18 protein-coding genes are annotated in these 20,539 nt (G+C 56.4%); 12 read left to right on the top strand and 6 right to left on the bottom strand.

The features are described 5' to 3' along the window. The first annotated feature begins 32 nt into the window (after nt 1-32). The 5 genes from tsaE (at nt 33) to trxA (ending at nt 9,055) form a co-directional block, all read left to right on the top strand. Nucleotides 33-563, top strand: coding sequence for a tRNA (adenosine(37)-N6)-threonylcarbamoyltransferase complex ATPase subunit type 1 TsaE (tsaE, locus tag RYZ18_RS12415; RefSeq protein WP_317657174.1), 531 nt, complete (start codon nt 33-35; stop codon nt 561-563). Continuing rightward, complete coding sequence (locus RYZ18_RS12410) at nt 560-2,239, top strand: phosphotransferase (RefSeq protein WP_317657173.1); 1,680 nt, start codon at nt 560-562, stop codon at nt 2,237-2,239. The genes tsaE and RYZ18_RS12410 overlap by 4 nt, the downstream gene beginning before the upstream one ends. Continuing rightward, the gene (gene addB, locus RYZ18_RS12405; RefSeq protein ID WP_317657172.1) at nt 2,236-5,214 is read left to right on the top strand and encodes a double-strand break repair protein AddB; all 2,979 of its coding nucleotides are present in this window, start codon (nt 2,236-2,238) and stop codon (nt 5,212-5,214) included. Before RYZ18_RS12410 ends, addB begins: the two co-directional genes overlap by 4 nt. Then, nucleotides 5,211-8,672, top strand: coding sequence for a double-strand break repair helicase AddA (addA, locus tag RYZ18_RS12400; RefSeq protein ID WP_317657171.1), 3,462 nt, complete (start codon nt 5,211-5,213; stop codon nt 8,670-8,672). The genes addB and addA overlap by 4 nt, the downstream gene beginning before the upstream one ends. Before the next feature lie 62 nt (nt 8,673-8,734). Continuing rightward, nucleotides 8,735-9,055 carry a thioredoxin gene (gene trxA, locus RYZ18_RS12395; protein WP_317657170.1) on the top strand — a complete coding sequence of 107 codons (321 nt, stop codon included), beginning with the start codon at nt 8,735-8,737 and terminating at the stop codon, nt 9,053-9,055. A 201-nt stretch (nt 9,056-9,256) separates the two neighbouring features. On the opposite strand, the gene RYZ18_RS12390 is transcribed toward trxA, so the two are convergent. The 3 genes from RYZ18_RS12390 to RYZ18_RS12380 all read right to left on the bottom strand — a co-directional run bounded on the left by RYZ18_RS12390 (nt 9,257) and on the right by RYZ18_RS12380 (nt 11,323). Continuing rightward, entirely contained in the window at nt 9,257-9,418 is a 162-nt protein-coding gene (locus RYZ18_RS12390) for a hypothetical protein (protein WP_317657169.1), read from the bottom strand. Nucleotides 9,419-9,624: 206 nt separating this feature from the next. Next, nucleotides 9,625-10,953 (bottom strand): ammonium transporter, encoded by a 1,329-nt coding sequence (locus RYZ18_RS12385; RefSeq protein ID WP_317657168.1) that lies wholly within the window; start codon nt 10,951-10,953, stop codon nt 9,625-9,627. A gap of 31 nt (nt 10,954-10,984) precedes the next feature. Continuing rightward, the gene (locus tag RYZ18_RS12380) at nt 10,985-11,323 is read right to left on the bottom strand and encodes a P-II family nitrogen regulator (RefSeq protein ID WP_317657167.1); all 339 of its coding nucleotides are present in this window, start codon (nt 11,321-11,323) and stop codon (nt 10,985-10,987) included. 247 nt (nt 11,324-11,570) lie between these two features. Here RYZ18_RS12380 and RYZ18_RS12375 point away from each other — a divergent pair, with 247 nt between their 5' ends. Further along, nucleotides 11,571-13,745 carry a transglycosylase domain-containing protein gene (locus tag RYZ18_RS12375; RefSeq protein WP_317657166.1) on the top strand — a complete coding sequence of 725 codons (2,175 nt, stop codon included), beginning with the start codon at nt 11,571-11,573 and terminating at the stop codon, nt 13,743-13,745. On the opposite strand, the gene RYZ18_RS12370 is transcribed toward RYZ18_RS12375, so the two are convergent. Beyond that, entirely contained in the window at nt 13,746-14,348 is a 603-nt protein-coding gene (locus RYZ18_RS12370; RefSeq protein WP_317657165.1) for a phospholipid-binding protein MlaC, read from the bottom strand. Between the two features lie 14 nt (nt 14,349-14,362). Further along, nucleotides 14,363-15,199, bottom strand: coding sequence for a VacJ family lipoprotein (locus RYZ18_RS12365; RefSeq protein WP_317657164.1), 837 nt, complete (start codon nt 15,197-15,199; stop codon nt 14,363-14,365). Nucleotides 15,200-15,415: 216 nt separating this feature from the next. On the opposite strand from RYZ18_RS12365, the gene RYZ18_RS12360 reads away from it, so the two are divergent. From RYZ18_RS12360 to RYZ18_RS12350, 3 genes are all read left to right on the top strand, one after another. Then, nucleotides 15,416-15,883: a RidA family protein gene (locus tag RYZ18_RS12360; protein ID WP_317657163.1), complete on the top strand. Its 468-nt coding sequence runs from the start codon at nt 15,416-15,418 to the stop codon at nt 15,881-15,883. Nucleotides 15,884-15,971: 88 nt separating this feature from the next. Continuing rightward, complete coding sequence (locus RYZ18_RS12355) at nt 15,972-17,159, top strand: GNAT family N-acetyltransferase (RefSeq protein WP_317657162.1); 1,188 nt, start codon at nt 15,972-15,974, stop codon at nt 17,157-17,159. Then, nucleotides 17,156-17,455 (top strand): 4a-hydroxytetrahydrobiopterin dehydratase, encoded by a 300-nt coding sequence (locus tag RYZ18_RS12350; RefSeq protein ID WP_317657161.1) that lies wholly within the window; start codon nt 17,156-17,158, stop codon nt 17,453-17,455. Before RYZ18_RS12355 ends, RYZ18_RS12350 begins: the two co-directional genes overlap by 4 nt. Nucleotides 17,456-17,492: 37 nt before the next feature. Here RYZ18_RS12350 and RYZ18_RS12345 read toward each other — a convergent pair whose 3' ends face one another. After that, nucleotides 17,493-17,981: a peroxiredoxin gene (locus tag RYZ18_RS12345; RefSeq protein ID WP_317657160.1), complete on the bottom strand. Its 489-nt coding sequence runs from the start codon at nt 17,979-17,981 to the stop codon at nt 17,493-17,495. A gap of 91 nt (nt 17,982-18,072) precedes the next feature. Between RYZ18_RS12345 and RYZ18_RS12340 the strand changes: the two genes are divergently transcribed. From RYZ18_RS12340 to RYZ18_RS12330, 3 genes are read left to right on the top strand one after another with little or no spacing between them, the layout of a single operon-like run. Further along, entirely contained in the window at nt 18,073-19,281 is a 1,209-nt protein-coding gene (locus tag RYZ18_RS12340; protein WP_317657159.1) for an NAD(P)/FAD-dependent oxidoreductase, read from the top strand. Beyond that, complete coding sequence (gene rsmD, locus RYZ18_RS12335) at nt 19,281-19,841, top strand: 16S rRNA (guanine(966)-N(2))-methyltransferase RsmD (RefSeq protein WP_317657158.1); 561 nt, start codon at nt 19,281-19,283, stop codon at nt 19,839-19,841. Before RYZ18_RS12340 ends, rsmD begins: the two co-directional genes overlap by 1 nt. 2 nt (nt 19,842-19,843) lie before the next feature. Next, nucleotides 19,844-20,503 carry an HAD family hydrolase gene (locus RYZ18_RS12330; RefSeq protein ID WP_317657157.1) on the top strand — a complete coding sequence of 220 codons (660 nt, stop codon included), beginning with the start codon at nt 19,844-19,846 and terminating at the stop codon, nt 20,501-20,503. The last annotated feature ends 36 nt before the right edge of the window (nt 20,504-20,539 follow it).

The following is a 20,539-nucleotide window of genomic DNA, read 5'->3' as shown; positions in this document are numbered from 1 at the left end:
CGCCCCGTCTGATCCCTTGTAAACTTGGCGCAATGTCTGATGGATCCGCTGCACCCCTCTCTGATTTACCACCTTGCCATGCGCATCTGCGCTTGGCTTCGCCCGAAGCCATGTCAGAATTTGCAGAGGCCCTCGCGCCGCTTTTGGAGCCAGGTGATGTTTTGGCGCTTTCTGGTGATCTTGGCGCAGGTAAAACCCATTTCGCGCGTGGGGTGATCCGAACCCGACTCGCGCAAATCGGACGCGTGGAGGACATCCCCTCCCCAAGTTTTACGCTGGTGCAAATCTATGAGGCCTGCCCCTGTGAGATTTGGCATGTTGATCTGTATCGCCTCGGTGATCCGCGTGATGTGGATGAGTTGGGCCTTATAGATGCGTTTGAAACCGAAATATGCCTGATCGAATGGCCCGAACGGATGATAGCCGATCTGTCAACGCGCACAATCTGGCTTTCGTTCCTCTATGACCAAAGCGCGCCTGATCAGCGGCATATCAGGCTCTGTGCGTCCCAAGATCATCCCAAACTTCCGCAACTTTGCGCCTTGGCCGAGAGGTATCCATGACCACGCTCTCACCAGAGGCACGCGCTTTTCTCGACCGCATGGGATGGGGCATGGCCAAGCCAAGCCCAGTTGCAGGCGATGCTTCGGCGCGCAACTATACCCGCCTGCATCTCACAGACGACTATAGTGCGGTTCTGATGCAGACGCCCAAGAGCGAAATCAAAAGCCAAGCAGCGTTTCGCGATGTGGCCGCCTATTTGCGCGGCTTGGGCTTGTCGGCGCCCACAGTTTTTGGCGAAGATGCTGATGCAGGTTTCCTCTTGGTTGAGGATTTTGGTGATCAAACCTACAGCGCAATTTTGGATCAAGGCCTGACCCATGAGGTTGAGATTTATCGCACCGCGCATGATCTTTTGGCGGTTTTGGCGCGGACGGGCGCAATGGGTGGGTTACCCATTTTGGCCGCCGCTGAATTGGCGCGATTGACCGCAGTCACCTTTGAAGAATTACCCGAAGATCACGCGCTGAAATCTGAACAAGCCGCCTTTCAAAACGACCTGCAAGGCCTTTCAACATGGATCTTGCGGGGCGTGCCTGTGACGGTGTTGCGCGATTTCCATGCGGGAAATCTGATTTGGCTACCTGACCGTACAGGGCTGCAACGTGCGGGCGTGATTGATTTTCAAGACGCACTCTGCGGCCCCAAAGGCTATGATCTTGTCTCGCTGATTGATGATGCACGCCGCGATCTGTCGCTGGAATTGCGCACCACATTGATCCGCGATCATGCGCATATTTTGAACATCAGCGAAGATGATATGATCCTGAGGACAAGCCTGCTCTCGCTGCAACGCAACTTCCGTATTTTGGGGCTGTTCCGCCGCCTCGCGCGGACAGGGAAAACAGGGTATCTGCGGCATATGCCACGGGTTGCCGCCCATATTCTTCGCGCTTTAGACCATCCAACGCTTGCGCCTTTGGCCACAACAGCGCGTGCGATCTGCGCGCATTATCTGCAATCCAACGCCGATCACGCCCCCCGCGGTGCAATGATCATGGCCGCAGGGTTTGGCACGCGTATGGGGGCGTTAACCAAAACCACGCCAAAGCCGTTGCTGCGGGTGGCGGGACGGGCCTTGATTGACCATGCGCTTGATGTTGCGCGCGCGGGGCATGCCGCGCCATGCGTGATCAACACCCATTATCACGCCAATCAAATGCGCCACCATCTGCGCAAAGACGAGGTTATACTCAGCGAAGAGCAGCCAGAGATTTTGGAGTCAGGCGGCGGTATTCGCCATGCCCTGCGCTACTTCTCGGATACTGCGATTTTTACACTGAATTCTGACAATGTTTGGACGGGCCCAAACCCCTTTGCCACGCTATCTGCTGCTTGGCGGCCCACAGAAATGGATGCGCTGATGCTGCTCATCCCACGGGACAAGGCCACAGGCCGTCAGGGGGATGGTGACTTGGGCCTTGATGCATCGGGGCGGATTTTGTTTGACGACCCCCAAAAGCCCTATGTGTTCACAGGCGCACAAATCCTAAAGACCGCACCAATCGCCGCCATGGATATCCCCAAGTTCGGCCTTCGGATGCTGTGGGAAACCCTTGCGCGAGAGGGAAGGCTATTTGGTGTCATCCATCAGGGCGGATGGGCCGATGTTGGGCATCCAGAGGGGATCACGTCAGCAGAAGAATTGCTTGCCACCGAAAAGGTCGCCCTCACATGAGCGGGAGAAGCCTCTTTGCCACCCCCATCGGGGTAGAGTTTACCTCAGCATTGATTGCAGGGCTGGACGCACGGCTTGCAGGGCAACCACCCGAGGCGATTGCGCACGTGGAAATTTGGGTGAACTCCGCCCGAATGGAACGAAATCTGCGCGCCCAATATCTGCGCAAAGAGGCGGCGTTTTTGCCCCGCATTCGGCCCTTCGAGGCCATGGCGCATCTGCCTGATTTGGGTGGTATGGCACAACCTGCCTCAGATTTGCGGCTGCGTTTGCATTTGGCGCAACTGGTCGGGCGACTTTTGGATGCAGCCCCTGATTTAGCACCGCGTGCCTCGATCTGGTCGCTTGCCGATAGCCTTGCCGATTTATTGGCCGAAATGCACGAAGAACGAGTCGCGCCCGAGGTGCTAGAGCGTCTGAATGTCGAAGGACATTCAGAACATTGGCAGCGCAATCTAGAGTTCATCAAAATCCTGCGGCACTATTTTGAGGACAACCCCGAGCTGCTCACCCAAGCTGCACGCCAAAGCAGTTTGATTGATCGTTTAGCGCAACATTGGCAGGACAACCCACCTGACCATCCCGTGATTATTGCGGGTTCAACAGGGTCACGCGGGGCCACCGCGCGTCTGATGAAGGCGGTTGCAGGGCTTAATCACGGCGCGGTGGTTCTGCCAGGATTGGATTATGATCTGCCGCATGACATTTGGCAGGCGCTTTTGTCGGGCGATGGCCCCACGGGCGGCCTGACGGGGCAAGACCATCCGCAATACCGATTGGCGAAATTTGCGCATGACTTGAATGTGAACCCTTGGGAAATCCCCCGTTGGATTGAAACCACGCCCCATAATGAAAACCGCAATCGCCTTGTATCCCTTGCCCTAAGACCTGCCCCACAAACGGATCAATGGCTTGAGGAAGGGCCAAAACTTAGCGATCCCCAAGGCGCTCTGCGCGATGTAACCTTGATTGAAGCTGAAACCCCGCGCGAGGAGGCGATGAGCATCGCCCTCGGACTGCGTCACGCCATCGAGGCGGAGAAACGGGTCGCGTTAATATGCCCTGATCGGATTTTGGTGCGTCAGGCCTGTGCCATTCTTGCCAGATGGTCGCTCTATCCTGACGATTCTGCGGGCGTGCCCTTGGGGGAAACGGCAACGGGGCGCTTCTTGCGCCATGTCAGTGATCTAATGCTTGCGCCTTTAACGGGCGAGCAGTTGTTGATCATGCTCAAACACCCCCTTTGTCATTCTGGCGGCGAAGATCGGGGCGCGCATCTGCGCCGCACCCGTGAGCTAGAACAAAAGATGCGGCGGTGTCTGTGGGCGTTCCCAAAACGATCTCAGATTATGGATTGGGCAGCGAAGCAAACCGATGATCCAGACCTGATGATCTGGGCGGACTGGGTTTGCCGCGAATTGATAGATCGGCCCGTGTTGCCACAATCGGGTGCGATGGTTGAGTTCGTGCGCGCCCATATCGCCTGGGCCGAGCGTTTGGCAGCGGGCCCTCAGGCCACAACCGAGGCCGAAGCATCGGGCGCACTTTGGCGCCAAAATGCGGGCGAAGAGGCGCTACGCCTGATGAACCGCTTAGGCGAAGAAGCCGATGCCGCAGGCGCAGTGAGCTTGCGTGATTATCGTGACCTCTTTTCTGGCATCCTCAGCGAGGCCCTTTTGCGCAACCCCGTTCGACCACATGCAGATCTGTTGATCTGGGGGCCGATGGAGGCGCGGGTGCAAGGCGCAGATCTTTTAATCCTTGCAGGGCTGAACGAAGGGGTTTGGCCCAATTCAAGCGGCGCTGATCCATGGCTTAATCGCGCCATGCGGGCTGAGGCGGGGTTGCGCCTCCCAGATCGGCGCATCGGCCTTGCCGCGCATGATTTCCAACAGGCACTCGGCGCGCAGGAAGTTTGGCTCACCCGCGCCAAACGCGATGCAGAGTCCGCCACCATCCCGTCCCGATGGCTCAACCGCTTGGTGAATCTCCTTCGTGGCAGCAGCGATGCAAGCCGCACGGCCTTGAGGGAAATGACCGAACGGGGCGCGTTTTGGTTAAGCCTTGCCGCAGAGATCGACAAACCAGAGGCACAAGACCTAAAGCCACGCGCCAAACGACCTGCCCCAAAGCCCCCCGCCGATGCGCGACCAAAATCCCTTTCGGTGACGCGCATAGAGACCCTCGTGCGCGACCCTTATGCGATTTACGCCCGCTATGTATTGGGTCTTTATAAATTGGGCGAATTAAACGCCCTGCCCAGTGCCGCAGATCGGGGAACCGCGCTGCACCGCGTGTTGGAACGCTTCGTTGACCAATGCCGCAGTGCCGAAGATTTCAGCGACCTGACATCCGCCCGAACAAACCTTTTGACCTTGGCCGATGAGGTATTCGCCACAGATGTCCCATGGCCCTCGGCCCAACGGATGTGGCGCGCCAGAGTCGTTAAATTCGCCGATTGGTTTCTTGAAGGAGAAGCGAAGCGGCGCCAAACCCAAACCCCTGAATTGCTTGAGGCCAAAGGATCTTGGCCGATTGCCGAAATTGATTTCACCCTCACAGGCAGTGCAGATCGAATTGACCGCGATCAAAACGGGAATTTATGGATTTACGACTATAAGACAGGATCCGCTCCAACGCCCAAGCAAGAAGCGAACTTTACGAAGCAACTTTGGCTTGAGGCTTTGATGGCCGAAGCGGGCGCTTTTACGGGCAAACCTGAAACCGTTGCAGGGCATGGCTATCTTGCACTTGGGAAACAATCAGATGGCAGCGATTACATCACTGCAGATGATCTGCGCGGCATGTATGAAAGCTTCCTGACACTCATCCGCGCCTATCAGTCGCCCGACAAAGGCTATATCTCGCGGCGCGCTGTGTTTGATCAGAATTTTGACGGCGATTATGATCACCTCGCACGCTACGGGGAATGGGACGAAACAGAGCTTCCACCACAGGAGGCTGACCCAGAATGACCCTGACCCCGCAAAAATTTGACGAAGCCACACTGGCGCAGGTGATTTCAGCGGATCCTTTGCGCTCGACTTGGCTGTCGGCCAATGCTGGATCCGGAAAGACGCGGGTTCTGACAGATCGCGTATCGCGCCTCTTGCTGCAATCTGTGCCGCCTGAACGGATTTTATGCCTGACCTATACCAAGGCTGCCGCGGCGGAGATGCAAAATCGCCTTTTTGCACAACTTGGCAAATGGGCGATGTTAGCCGATGCCGAGTTAATCAAAGCCTTGGCGAAATTAGGGGTAGCCGAGGACGACCTTGGCACAGACACGCTCGCCCATGCCCGCACGCTGTTTGCGCGGGCGGTCGAGGCACCGGGCGGTTTGAAAATCCAGACAATCCACTCCTTTTGCGCCTCAGTTTTGCGGCGCTTTCCTGTTGAGGCGCACATATCGCCCGCCTTTGAGGAAATGGACGATCGCGACCAGACCGACCTCATCTCGGAAATCCTCGAAGATATGGCCACCGATAGTCTTGGACAGGGCCGTATCGCATTGGATGCGGTCGCCCCGTTTGTGTCTGACCTCGATGGGCACGAACTGGCCAAGGCGGTCATCAACAAGCGAGAGGCGTTTGATCCTGCCGCCACAGAAGCCCAACTGCGCCAGTTTTTTGAGCTTGGAACCAAGACCTTTGCAGATCTGATCGCTGAAACATTCATGGGGGATGAACAGGCACTTTGCGATAAATTGGCCAAGCTGTTGAGCTATGACAACAACAGGCAAAGAAAGTCCAAGATCACACTAGAAACCTATGATTGGTCAAAACACAGCCTTGCTTCCATCGCTGCGATAGAAGATGTTTTCGTCAACGGATCAACGGCGAAAACCAATCCAGATCAGGCCAAAGGCGCCACAATTTTCAACACAGATGTGCGCAAGGCAATGGGGGATGATTTCCCTGCCCTCTGTGATTTCATGGAGCGCCTTGCAACAGCGCGGCAGACCCGCCGCGCCTTGACCATGTTTGAAAAATCAAACGCGCTTCATCAATTCGCGGCAGAGTTTCTCACCCGATATGATCGCGCCAAGGAACGGCGCGGTTGGCTTGATTTTGACGACCTGATCCGGCTGACCAATCGACTTTTGACCAAAACCAGTCTGGCCCAATGGGTGTTGTTCCGCCTTGATGGCGGCATCGACCATATGCTTGTGGATGAGGCGCAAGATACGTCTCCCGCGCAATGGCAGATCATTGCAAAACTGGCAGAAGAATTTGCGGCGGGCCAATCCGCGCGCGATGGTTTGACCCGCACAATTTTCGTTGTGGGGGACAAAAAGCAATCCATCTATTCTTTCCAAGGGGCCGATCCCGAAGGGTTTGATCGCATGCGCGATGAGTTTGATCATCGCCTTGCCGCGGTGCAGTCGAAACTCCATAAAAACGTGCTGAAATATTCGTTCCGCTCGGCGCCAAGCATTTTGCAATTGGTTGACCGCGTGGCCGCCGATCAAGCCTATGCAGGTTTGGGTCAAGATGTGGAACACGCGGCCTATTTTAGCGACCTTCCCGGGCGGGTGGATATTTGGCCCGCAATTCCAAAAACCGAAAAAGCGGATATCCCCGAATGGGACAGCCCCGTGGATTTGGTTCATGACAGCCACCACACCGTGATTTTGGCTGATCAAATCGCTGATTTCATCTCGGAGAAAATCAATTCAAAGCAGATGATCCGCCTGAAAGGGGTAGACCCGCGTCCTGTGCGACCGCGTGATTTTTTGATCTTGCTGCGCAAGCGCAGTGATTTGTTTCACCAAATCATCCGTGCGCTCAAGTCACGGAATTTGCCCATCATGGGCGCGGATCGCCTGCGCATCAGCGCAGAACTGGCTGTGCGCGATCTCACGGCATTGATGAACTTTCTTGCGACACCAGAAGACGATCTTTCACTGGCCGCTTTTTTGCGCTCTCCCCTTGGCGGTTTGAGCGAAGACCAACTTTACGAGTTAGCCCATGGCAGGGCGGGCACGCTGTGGCAGGCGCTCTCTAACCACTCTGCTTACGCGGGGATCGTGTCCACGCTGCGGGAGTTGCGGAACAAGGCCGATTTTGAGAGGCCCTACGAGATTCTGGAAAATATCCTCACCCAAAAAGGTGGCCGCCGCGCTTTGATTGCGCGGTTGGGGCAAGAGGCCGAGGATGGGATCAACAGCCTGCTGCAACAGGCGATGAGCTATGAGCGCCACGATGTGCCTAGCATTGCGGGCTTTGCTGCATGGCTTCGGCACGGGGATGTGACCATCAAGCGGGACATGTCAGGGGATGATGACCAAATCCGCGTCATGTCCATTCACGGGGCCAAGGGTTTAGAAGCCCCGATTGTGATCCTGCCCGATACAGCGCGACAGAATAGTCGTGGCGGGGGTGGGGTTAACCTGCTTGAACCCAAAGACGGGCCACTGGTTTGGGCGAATTCGTCAGACGACCTCGATGCCGATCTGCGCGAAGCCTACGAGGCGCGCAAAGCCGCGCAGAATGAGGAAGAAAACCGCCTGCTTTACGTTGCAATGACCCGTGCAGAGACTTGGTTGGTCATTGCAGCCGCAGGTGATTTATCCGCAAAGTCGGGCGACAAACTATGTTGGTATGATCAAATTCGCGCCGCCGCAGAAAACCTGCCCAATGTGAAAGCCATAGACATGGCAGGGCAAACGGGGCTGCGACTGGAGAATGGCAACTGGGATAGTCACGCTCTCGACACATCTGACCCTGAACCCGCCTCGCCTCAAGGTGTTTCTGCACAGGTGAAAGCAGCCCTCGCCTCATGGGTGCGACAAGCACCGCCTCAACAGGCAAAAGACAAACCTGCGCTCAGCCCTTCAGATTTGGGGGAGACACCCGCACCCAGCCCGCAAGAGGCGGCCCTCAAAACCCAATGGGGCGATGCGGAGGCAGCCAAACTGCGGGGGCGGCGTCTGCATCTGTTGTTAGAGCATTTGCCCAAAACAACACCCGCCGCATGGGCTGCAACCGCGCCGATGATTTTGGCGGCTGAGGGTGATTGCAGCCCAGAGGAATGCGCAGCCCTCTTGAGAGAGGCAGAGCGCGTCTTGACCCACCCCAATTTGCGTGAGCTGTTTGTGGAAGATGCCTTGGCCGAAGTGCCGCTGACAGCCTTTAGCAAAACATTGAACCATCAGGTCTATGGCGTAATCGACCGCTTGATCCTTCGCGATGCAGAAGTGTTGGCGGTGGATTTCAAATCCAATCAAATCGTGCCGCAAAGCCCTGCTGAGGTTTCCGAAGGTTATTTGCGCCAAATGGCGGCCTATGGCGAAATGCTCAGGGCGCTATATCCATCACGGGTCGTGAAATTGGCCATTTTGTGGACAAGCGGGCCAAGCTTGATGGAACTGCCCGATGATCTGTTAGAACAAGCGCTGCAAAGAGCCGCAGGGAAAGGCGTGGGTTCTTGACGCGGGGCAACGGCATTCATAGGTTCCGTGTTAACCACTGGCATCCCAAGGAGGGCTATATCATGGCCACGACCGCAGTTACTGATGCGACCTTCGATAGCGAAGTTCGCCAATCCTCTATCCCCGTCATCGTTGATTTTTGGGCAGAATGGTGTGGCCCTTGCCGCCAAATTGGCCCCGCTTTGGAAGAGCTCTCATCCGAGTTTGAGGGCAAGGTGAAAATCGTCAAAGTGAATGTTGATGAAAACCCATCCTCGCCGATGGAGTTGGGCGTGCGCGGCATTCCTGCATTGTTCATGTTCAAAGATGGCGAAGTGATTTCAAACAAGGTCGGCGCAGCGCCTAAAGCCGCGCTTCAGAAATGGATCGAAGACACGATCTAATTCACCTCGCAGATGGGATCAAAAGGGCGCCTGATCTTGGCGCCCTTTTTCGTTACTCATAGACCCGCATGGCAAGCGTGGTTCCGTCTGCGCGTATCAAACTGGTTGCGCTGCAAATCCGCAATGCGCGTGATTTCGGCCATGACCGCTTGCGGAACGCTGAACCTGATGAGGCCCAAAAAAACCAGTCCACCGCGCATATCAGTCCAGCGCAACAAGCAACAGGATCGCCGCAACAAGTCCAGCGCCCACCATAACGCCGCGCGGCAGTTTGAATTCAACCTCTGCCTTCAGCCATGCTATAACAGTGGCCGTGGTGACTTGTGTTTCGTCCGTGTCGGATTGTGAAGCGTTGTTTTCCATATGTAATACCTTCCCAGAATTTAGCAGTGATACAGATATGGGCAGGCCAAAACGCAACAAAAACACAATCGATTGCTAAATTCTGATACTTTTTAGCTATAGATTTTTTCGCGCAAAATAAAAGGGCGCCCTGATAGGGCGCCCTTTCTCGTATGCCTCTGCCTGAAGGGAGGGAGGGAGGATCAGGCAGAGGTCGCGTTCTTCAATCAGCCTTTGGTGAAGTCAGGATAGGCTTCCATGCCCAACTCTGCCACATCAAGGCCACGGATCTCGTCCTCTTCGGATGGGCGTAGACCCATGATGCCTTTGAGGATGATCCAGACGATCAACGAGGTGACGAAGACGAAGGCACCGATTGCCACGATACCGATGATCTGCGCGCCCCAGTTGCCTGTGTAGAAGGCCACGGCAAGTGTGCCCCAGATACCCGCTACGAGGTGAACGGGGATTGCACCCACAACATCGTCAATCTTCATTTTGTCGAGCATTGGCACCGCAAAGACCACGATGACACCACCCACAGCACCTGTCAGCAGGGCGCCGAACAAGGACGGGGCAAGAGGCTCGGCAGTAATCGACACGAGACCTGCGAGAGCGCCGTTCAGCACCATGGTCAAGTCAACCTTACCATATAGAACCTGCGTCAGGATCAGGGCGGCAACGGCACCTGCTGCTGCGGCCATATTGGTGTTGGCGAAGATACGGCTTACATCCGCAACGTCACCCACAGTGCCCATGGCCAACTGCGAACCGCCGTTAAAGCCGAACCAACCCAGCCACAGGATGAATGTGCCAAGCGTCGCCAAGGCAAGGTTAGAACCAGGCATTGGGTTCGTCTTGCCATCTTTGAACTTGCCCAAACGGGGGCCAAGGACGATAGCACCTGCGAGTGCTGCAAAGCCACCTGCTGCGTGTACGAGGGTTGAGCCAGCGAAGTCGGAGAACCCAAGTTCAGACAACCAGCCGCCGCCCCACTGCCAAGATGCTTCGATCGGGTAGATAAAGCCAGTCAGCACGACAACAAAGACCAAGAATGGCCACAGTTTGATGCGCTCGGCCAAGGTGCCCGAAACAATCGAAGCGGTTGTGGCACAGAACATCAACTGAAAGAAGAAGTCGGAACCAACAGATGCATAATCCAATGCGGTATCTTCTGGGGACACGCCGACAGGCTCAAGCGAGGTTGGCGCGAAGGCCCCAAGCCAGCCGCCGATGCTCCAACCATCGCCTGGATACATCAGGTTAAAGCCAACCAACCAATACATGATCGCGGCCAAGGAAAAGAGCGCGATATTTTTGGTCAGCTGCATGGTTACGTTCTTGGAACGCACCAGACCCGCTTCCAACATGGCGAAACCTGCCGCCATCCAGAACACGAGGAAACCACCCATCAAGAAAAGAAGGGTCGTCAGAATATAAGATGTGTGAAGCGCAGGTTCACCCGTAGCAACGGTGGCGTCCTGTGCAAGCCCCATCGAAGGCAGCGCGACCGAAGCGGCCACGGCGGCGAGGGGAAGGAGGAATTTGGTATTCATTGGAATGATGTCCTTCTTGTCGAAAGAGCGCTCAAAGCGCATCGTCGCCTGTTTCGCCCGTGCGCACGCGCAACGAAGACGCAACGTCCAGAACGAAAATCTTGCCATCGCCGATTTTGTCGGTTTTGGCGGTTTTGTGGATGGTGTCGACCACCTGGTCGGCAAGACCATCAGCGACCACGATTTCCAGTTTGACTTTCGGCACGAAGTTCACGGCATATTCCGCGCCGCGATAGATTTCAGTATGACCAGATTGCGAGCCAAAGCCTTTGATCTCGGTCACCATCATGCCGCGCACGCCGATCGAAGTGAGCGCCTCGCGCACTTCTTCCAGCTTGAACGGTTTAATTGCTGCAATGATGAGTTTCACGTCATTTACCCCTTGCGGTTGATGCTGTCCCCTAAGGACGTCACGGCTCTCACAACACTGTGAGACGGGGGTGGCGACAACAAAACGGGCGGTTTCCAAGGGGCTGGAACGGGAAAAATGCAAAAATTTTGCGCAAATTTTGGTATCTGCCTAATTATTAATCACATGATTTATGACTTCTTTGGCTGCTCCCCCCTCCACAAGTGAGTCGAAAAGGCCTATTTTGTAGAAAAATTGGCAGGTCAAAATGAGCAAACCCCCTTCAGGCAGACGGCCCCTCGTGGCCCCGCGCCGCAATTCCGCTTCTGCATCACGCAGTGGCAGCGGTGCAGCTCGGCCTGCGCGGCGCAGTTCCAAGAAGAAGAAAAAACCAAGCGGCAATCATTCGCTGCTTGGGCGGTTTTTCCGTTGGATTGGGCGTATGGTGTTTGCCGTGGCGTGGCGTGGCGCGCTTTTGCTTGCGCTGATCCTATTTGGCTTCACCTTCTACTATTATAGCAAGCTGCCCCCCGTGTCTGACCTGTTAGACGCGCGCGCGCGCGGCTCCGTGACGATGTTAGATCGCTACGGCGAGGTTTTCGCATGGCGCGGCGAGCAATTTGGCGGCGCAATCACACCTGACACTGTCAGCCCTCACCTCTTGCATGCGGTTGTCGCAACCGAAGATCGCCGTTTTTACAATCATTTTGGCGTGAGCCCGCGCGGCATTTTGGGCGCAATGATCATTAATATGCGCGAGGGGCGCGGGCCCTTGCAGGGGCATGGTGGCTCAACCATCACGCAGCAGGTGGCCAAGCTGATGTGTTTGGGCACACCTTATGATCCAGAACTTTGGGACAGCGAAGCCGCCTATGAGGCCGATTGCCGCGAAACAACCATCGCCCGCAAATTACAAGAAGTGCCCTTCGCCCTCGCAATGGAGTGGCGCTACAGCAAAGATGACATCCTGAGCATCTATTTCAATCGCGCCTATCTGGGTGCGGGCACTCGGGGGTTTGAGGCGGCAGCGCAGCGGTATTTTGGAATTTCCGCCGCCGAAGTTAACGCACCCCAAGCCGCAATGTTGGCAGGGCTTTTGGTGGCACCTTCCTATTTCGCCCCCACCCGCAACTTGGAGCGTGCGCAAGAACGGGCCAATGTGATTTTGGGCCTCATGGCGCGCGAAGAGTATTTGACCGCCTCTGAATTATCCGCCGCGCGAGCCAACCCTGCCACGCTTTCGGATGCAGCCCGCGACAATATGGGGGGATATTTCGCCGATTGGATCATGTCCGAAGGGCCAAGCTTTCTGACACGCGACACCACAGAAGATGTGATCCTGCGCACCACCTTTGACCCCGCCATGCAGCGCGCCGCTGAAGACGCAATCAATGATGTCTTTACCAACCAAGTCCGCGAAGGATCAGAGGCGCAAGCCGCAATTGTTGTGATGAGCGCCGATGGGGCCGTGCGTGCCATGGTCGGGGGCCGCGATCTGCGGGGGGCAGGTTTGTTCAACCGCGCAACACAGGCGCAGCGGCAGACAGGCTCGGCGTTCAAGCCCTTTGTCTACGCAACCGCGCTGGATTTGGGATGGCGTTTTGACGACCTTATTCTTGATGCGCCGCTGACATTGAACATTCCAGGCTCTGGCGCATGGTCACCTGAGAATTACTCAGGGGAATTTTATGGCGAGGTCACCCTGACCGAGGCGCTTCAAGCCTCGCTCAACACCGCAGCGGTGCGTTTGTCTGAACAGGTGGGCCGCGATTTGGTGCGGCAGGTGGCCAGTGAATTCGGCATAGACAGCGATTTGGCGGCTGGCCCTGCCTTGGCGCTTGGGGCTTCTGAATCAAGCCTCTTGGAAATGTCGGGCGCCTATGCAGGTATTTTGAATGGTGGCTCTGCGGTTACGCCTTATGGCTTGTTGGAATTGCGCCTGATGGGGGATGACACTCCCTTAATGGGCCAAACAGGTGGTATTCGCGAGCGCGTGATCACGGATAATGCAGCGCGCCAATTGATCTATATGATGAACCAAGTGGTCGAAAATGGCACAGGGCAACGGGCCAATCTTGCCGATGTTGAGGTGGCGGGAAAGACGGGCACCACCAACTCAGCGCGGGATGCTTGGTTTATTGGCTTTACCTCCGATTATGTCGCAGGCGTTTGGATGGGTTATGACGATAACCGCCCTCTCACAGGTGTCACTGGCGGCGGATTACCCGCTGAGTTGTGGCGCCAAACAATGGAGCGTATCCAAGCAAATCAACCCGCCTCGCCTTTGCCGATGATTGACCCAATCGCCGAAGGCAGCCGCGGGCCAAATCGTGTGTTGAGCACCAATGAGGGCACAGGCCAAGTCCTAGACGGCGCGGCTGATCTCGCAGAGCAAATTTTGATGCAGGTTTTGGGCGGGCTTTTAGGGCGCAGCGACCAATAATCAACTGGCGTTGAGCGCTGCAATGAGGGCGTCAATGCTGCCGCCATTGGCATCGAGAATCGAGCGCATTTCTTGGCCTTCGGTGCTGCGAAGGTCGATGCCTTCAATCAAGATATTAAAGATGCGCGGCTGCCCAGATCCGTCAGACACGAGCCAAATCACCTCAACAGGTGACTGCCCCGCAAGACGCGCGCGGGAGCGCACTTCGAAAAAGCTGCGGATCGGACGTGCACCCGTCACTTCGATTGAGCCGCCCTCAAATTCATGGAAACGCGCGCCGTATTTACGGGCAAGATACCCGCGCAAGGCCTGTGTGAACCCGCGCCGCTGCGCATCTGACGCACTGCGCCAATCCACCCCCAAGACAGTTTGGGCAATAATCGGCATATCCGCATAGCGATCCAAAATGCGCTCGAACTGTGCAGGCGAAGCCGCGGCACTGCCCGATGCAATGGCGTTCAAATCGGCGCTGACGGTCTGGATCAATGCAGCCGCATCGCCCTCGGTCATCGCGCCTTGCGCCATATGCGCTGTCGAAAGCGCAAAGGACGAGGCCGCAATCAAGGCTGTCAACACAGCACGGCGGTTTGGACGGTCAAACATAGCGCGGCCACCTTTCACTGTGCATAAGGATCCGCGTAGGGATCCAGATATGGATCAGCATAGGGGTCAGATGCGGATGCAGCCCCCCCCTCGCCACTCACGGTTTCCAAATCACCACTTGCGAAATCGTTCAACTCAAACCGTCTGTTCTGCAGATAAATTAGTCGTGACTGCGCATAGCTATCCGCGCTGTCATAAAGCACTGTCTCAATTGTGCCACGCAACGCGTAGCGCACGCCAACAGTGTCAGCTACGCGCACCCGCCGCGCAGCAGACAGGGCATCATCACTGGGGCTGAGATGCCCCAAGGGATTCATGGCAAAGTCAACAATAAGCCCCGTTGCATCCCGTGTGGTTGACGGGCCGAATAAAGGCAATTCCAAATACGCCCCCTCGCCCGTGCCCCAAACATGGAGCGTCTCACCGAAATCGGCGGGTTGCCCCTCGATCCCCATCAGGGTTGCGACATCAAACAGACCGACCACTCCGATGGTCGAGTTGATCAAAAACCGCGCCCCATTGGTTGCCGCCTGATCCAAACGGGCCTGAAGAAGATTATTCACGAAATTTGAAGGCTCGCCCAAATTTGAGGCCATATTACCGATACCCGTGCGCACAGGCGCAGGGATAACCGTGCCATAGACCATCGAAACAGGGCGCAAAACAACCGTATCGACACCTTTGTTAACCGCGTGCATTCCGCGATTAACGGGTTCCAAAGGATCATTGGCGCTGCGGCTTGCTGCACCATCGCCCACGGTCGAGCAGCCTGCCAGAATGGCAAAAAGACCTGCGCCAAGCACAGCTCTTGCTCCCCGCTTTTGCGATGTAAAGGTCTTCACAGCCGCCACTTACCAAAATCCTATGAGTCGCATCATGAGGATAATAGATTAGTGCTGCCTGTTGGCCAGCCCAAGGTCAGAAACAATATTTTTTAGATTTAATCACCAATGTGTGCCCATTTGGCCAAGTTATTTGCAGCTGCACTAAAATGCATCGCAATTGCCAATTGGCGGCGGCTGTGGCAGCGGTAGGGTCAAAGCAATGTTATCACAAGGGATACTGCAATGAGCCAAACCTACGAAGCCCGTCTTGCCGAACTGGGCGTGACCCTTCCAGACGCGCCCGCCCCTGCCGCCAATTACGTGCCATTCGTGCAATCGGGCAACATGGTCTATGTATCGGGCCAAATCTCGATGAAAGATGGCGCGCTGATTACGGGCAAATTGGGTGCCGATCTTGACGTGACCGAAGGCGTGGCTGCCGCCAAATGCTGCGCCATCGCCCTATTGGCCCAACTTAAGGCGGCCTGTGGCGGTGATCTTCAGCGTCTACGCCGCGTGGTGAAACTGACGGGGTTTGTAAACTCTACCCCAGATTTCACCGATCAGCCCAAAGTCGTAAACGGCGCCTCGGATTTTCTGGTTGAGGCCTTGGGGTATGCAGGGCGTCATGCCCGCTCTGCGGTTTCCGCTGCAGCTTTGCCGTTGAATGTGGCGGTTGAAATCGAAGCGATTTTCGAAATTTCCGCCTAAAGCGGACTCGCGCTGCGCGGGTCTGCCTTGACCCGCGCGGGCCATGCGCCACATCTCATACTCTGACAACAGGGTCACAGCGCGCGCAATGAGCAACGACAATCTCACCATCGAAACGTATGATCGGATCAGCGCAATTGATGCCGAAGATTGGGATCGTTGCGCCTGCCCAGAAGCGCGCGATGGGGGCAGGCCCCGCGACCCTTTTACAACCCACAGATTTCTTGCGGCGCTTGAAGATAGCGGCTCCGTTGGGACGGGAACAGGATGGCAGCCGCTCTATCTCAGTGTCAAATCCGAGGGGAAAATCATCGCCTGCGCGCCGATGTATGCCAAGTCGCACAGCCAAGGCGAATATATCTTCGACCACGCTTTTGCCGATGCCTATATGCGGGCGGGTGGACGCTATTACCCCAAGCTGCAAATCGCCGTGCCTTTTACCCCCGCCACAGGGCGGAGATTGCTTGTCGCCCCAGAAGCCGAAGGTGTTGGGGATCGCGCGCTGATCACGGGTGCGCTTTCGGTGATGGAAGATCATCACCTATCTTCGCTTCATATCACCTTTTGCACCAAGGACGAGGTGGCCGCCCATGCCGATGCCACCCTCTTGCCACGCAAAACCCAGCAATTTCATTGGCACAATCAGGGCTATCAAACCTTCGATGATTTTCTTGCCGCGCTCTCCTCGCGCAAGCGTAAGAACATCCGTAAAGAACGGGCAGAAGCACAGAATTTTGGGGGCGAGATTGTGCTTTTGACGGGTGATCAGATCGAACCGCATCACTGGGATGCATTCTGGGAATTTTACCAAGATACGGGCGCGCGCAAATGGGGGCAGCCCTATCTAACACGGCGCTTTTTCGATATCGCCCATGAAACCCTGCGTGACGATATGCTGTTGGCCCTTGCCATGCGCGAGGGGCAGCCCGTGGCGGGGGCGCTGAATTTCATCGGACGCGAGACGCTTTATGGCCGCTATTGGGGCTGTGTCGAAGACCATCCCTGCCTGCATTTTGAGCTGTGCTATTATCAGGCGATTGACTGGGCAATCGCGCAAGGTCTGTCACGGGTCGAGGCGGGCGCACAGGGCGGGCATAAACTGGCGCGCGGATATCTGCCCGTTGAAACCTATTCGCTGCATGCGATGCGCGAGCCCAGTTTTTCGCGCGCTGTGGCAGAATATCTCAAAGCCGAAGCCCGTGCGATGGAGGAGGAGATCGAGATCCTCACCAGCTATGGCCCGTTTCGGAAAACAGCCGTGGAGGAACAAGAATGAGCATTGCAAAACTGACCCAAGCTGAGCGCGATAGTGATCTGGCCAACCTTATAGAAAACGGATGGTCACTTGTGGATAACCGCGATGCAATCGCGAAAACCTATCAATTTTCCAATTTTATTGCCGCTTTCGGTTGGATGACCCGCGCTGCGCTACAGGCGGAGAAACTGGATCATCACCCCGAATGGTTCAACGTTTACAACCGTGTCGAAGTGGTTCTGTCCACCCATGATGCAGGCGGCCTGACAGGTTTGGACATCAAATTGGCCCGCGCCATGGATCGCCTTGCAAGCTGAGCGCCCTGCCCAAAGCGAGGCAGGGCGCGCATGTCTTTTAGATCGCCGCCAAAAGGGCTTCGCCACCTGAGATTTCGCAGGTGCCAGGGCTTTCTTCGGGATGGAAGGCTGTAACAACCCCATCTCGCGCATAAAGCGCGTAACGCTTGGAACGCGCCAAAAGGCCAACAGGCTCGGCGGTGAAATCCATACCAATCGCCTTGGTAAAGGCGCTGCCTGCATCCGAGAGCATCGTCAACCCCGCCTCGGTCGCACCCGTGGCCTCGCCCCATGCTTTCATCACAAACGGATCATTGACCGAAATGCAGATGATCTCATCCACGCCTTTTGATGCAAACTGATCTTTAGTTCGGATAAAACTTGGCACATGCGCTGAATGACAGGTTGGGGTGAAGGCACCTGGAACGGCGAAAATCACCACGTTACGCCCTGCCAATTTCTCGGACAAAGACACGGTTTCTGGGCCTTCTGCCCCCAATCGGATCAATTGGGCCTCTGGCAGTTTATCCCCGACACTGATGGACATTTTTTGCTTCCCTCGCTTCTTGCAAATCCTATCCGCCCATATAGGGTGAAGCCGAAACAACGCCAGACCAAATCTGACGAAGGGCGCGCAAATGGCAGGGATTGCAATTATTGGGGCCGGGCAGGCAGGGGCGGCGCTTGCCGCCAAACTGCGCAGCGAAGGGTATGAGGGCGAAATTGCGCTCTTTGGCCGTGAGCGCGTGCCCCCCTATCAGCGCCCGCCCTTGTCAAAGGCCTATCTCTTGGGAGAAAGCCCGAAAGAGCGCCTCTTGCTTCGCCCTGAAACCTTCTACGCCGATCAGAACATCAGCCTGCATCTTGGGCAGACCATCACCGAAATTGATGCCGCGGCACAAAGCATCACCACGGCTGAGGGGGCGGTTTTCACCTATGACCAACTTGCCTTTACCACGGGCGCAGAACCCCGCCGTCTGAGTGCCGAACAAGGGGGCGATTTGGGTAATGTCTTAACCATGCGCAGCATGGATGATGCCGACAGGCTCGCGCCCCTATTAGAGGACGGCAAACGCGCTGTGATTATCGGAGGCGGTTATATCGGTTTAGAGGCCGCCGCCGTCTGCGCCAAGCGCGGGATGCAGGTTACCGTGATCGAGGCCGCCCCACGTATCTTGGGCCGTGTCGCTTGTGAAGAAACCGCCACTTATTTCCGCGACTTGCATGAGGGCAATGGTGTCACCATTCGCGAAGGCGTGGGGCTTGATCGGCTCCGTGGCACCGATGTGGTGCAGGCAGTGCATCTCACCTCGGGCGAGACTTTGGCGGCGGATTTGGTTCTGGTGGGCATAGGGATCATACCTGAAACCCAACTGGCCGAAGCCGCAGGGGTTGCGCTGGATCGGGGGATCGCAACAAACCAGATGGGGGCAACCTCGCTTCCGCATATTTGGGCCGCTGGGGATTGCACAAGCCTACCCTATCGGGGGGAACGTATCCGCCTTGAATCGGTCCAAAACGCGATTGATCAAGCCGAGGCCGTGGCCTGTAACATGCTTGGGGCTGCAACACCTTATGTCCCAAAGCCTTGGTTCTGGTCGGATCAATATGACACGAAACTGCAAATCGCAGGATTGAACACGGGCTATGATCGCATTGTCATTCGCGACAATGGCGAGGGTGCGCGCTCGCATTGGTATTATCAGGGCGACACGCTCTTGGCGGTGGATGCGATGAATGACCCCCGCGCTTATATGGTCGCCAGGCGATTGATAGAGGCGGGCAAAAGCCCCGATGCCGCAGCCATTCAAGATACAAGCGGCGATATAAAATCGCTCCTGCGCTGATGCGGATTATTGGCGGGACATTGCGCGGCAAGAAATTGGCCGAGCTTGGCGCGGGTGATCTGGCCGCACATTTGCGACCGACCTCTGACCGCGTCCGCGAAAGCCTGTTCAATCTTTTGATCAACGGGGCGCGCGGGAATCTTGTGTCAGAGGCGCGCGTCCTTGATCTTTTTGCGGGGACGGGCGCCTTGGGGTTGGAGGCGCATAGTCGCGGTGCAAGCTATGTGCAATTTGTGGAAAATGGCGCAAAATCAAGCGCCATTCTGCGCGAGAATGTCACTGCCTGCCGCGCCGAAGCGACAACCCACATTCACCGAATTGACGCGCTGAAACTGGGGCGCGCGACATTGCCCCCCTCGACCCTTATCTTCCTTGATCCGCCCTATGGAAAATCCATGGGCGAAGCAGCCCTTGCCGCAGCCCTGTCGGGCGGTTGGATCGCGCCCGAGGCCATTGTGGTTTGGGAGGAAAGCACCCCCCCTGTTTTGCCACCAGAATTCACCCTTCTTGATCAGCGCAGCTATGGTGGCACGCTGATCACCCTAGCCCAAAGATTTTAATCATGCCCCTCTCCGCTGCCCCTCAACTTGTGATTTTCGACTGCGATGGCGTCTTGGTGGATAGCGAGCCAATCACGAACCAAATCTTAGTCGACAATCTGGCACGTTATGGTTTGCAGGTGTCACTTGCCGATTGCATGACGCTTTTTGTGGGCGGCACGATGCGGGGGGTAGAGACCCGCGCGCGCGAGTTGGGGGCCGACTTACCCAAAGATTGGATTGATGAGATTTACGGCGATATTTACGCGCGCCTGCGCCAAGGCCTGCCATCCGTTCGCGGAATCGAAGCCGTGCTTGATCGGCTAGAGGCGGCAGATATTCCCTATTGCGTGGCCTCAAATGGCAGCGAGGAAAAGATGGAGATTACCCTTGGCGCAACGGGGCTTGCGCGCCGCTTTGAGGGCAGTCGCTTTTCGGCCCATACACTTGGCGTGGCCAAACCTGATCCGCGCTTGTTTTTGATTGCGGCTGAGAAAATGGGGGGCGATGCCGCCCATGCCGCAGTGATCGAAGACAGTCCCACAGGCGCAAAAGCGGCCGCGCGGGCGCATATTCCCTGCTTTGGCTATGCGGAACATGATGACGGCGCGCGCCTTGCTGCGGAAGGGGCCTATGTGTTCCACGATATGGCAGATTTGCCAGCGCTTTTGCGCTTGCCTTAACCTTGTGCCTTTGGCCCCGATATGGGACAGAAGGGC

Origin of the sequence: Roseovarius sp. 10, from assembly GCF_033100315.1 — a bacterium.
Taxonomy (GTDB): Bacteria; Pseudomonadota; Alphaproteobacteria; order Rhodobacterales; family Rhodobacteraceae; genus M30B80.
This window is presented reverse-complemented; position numbering and strand designations above follow the sequence as displayed.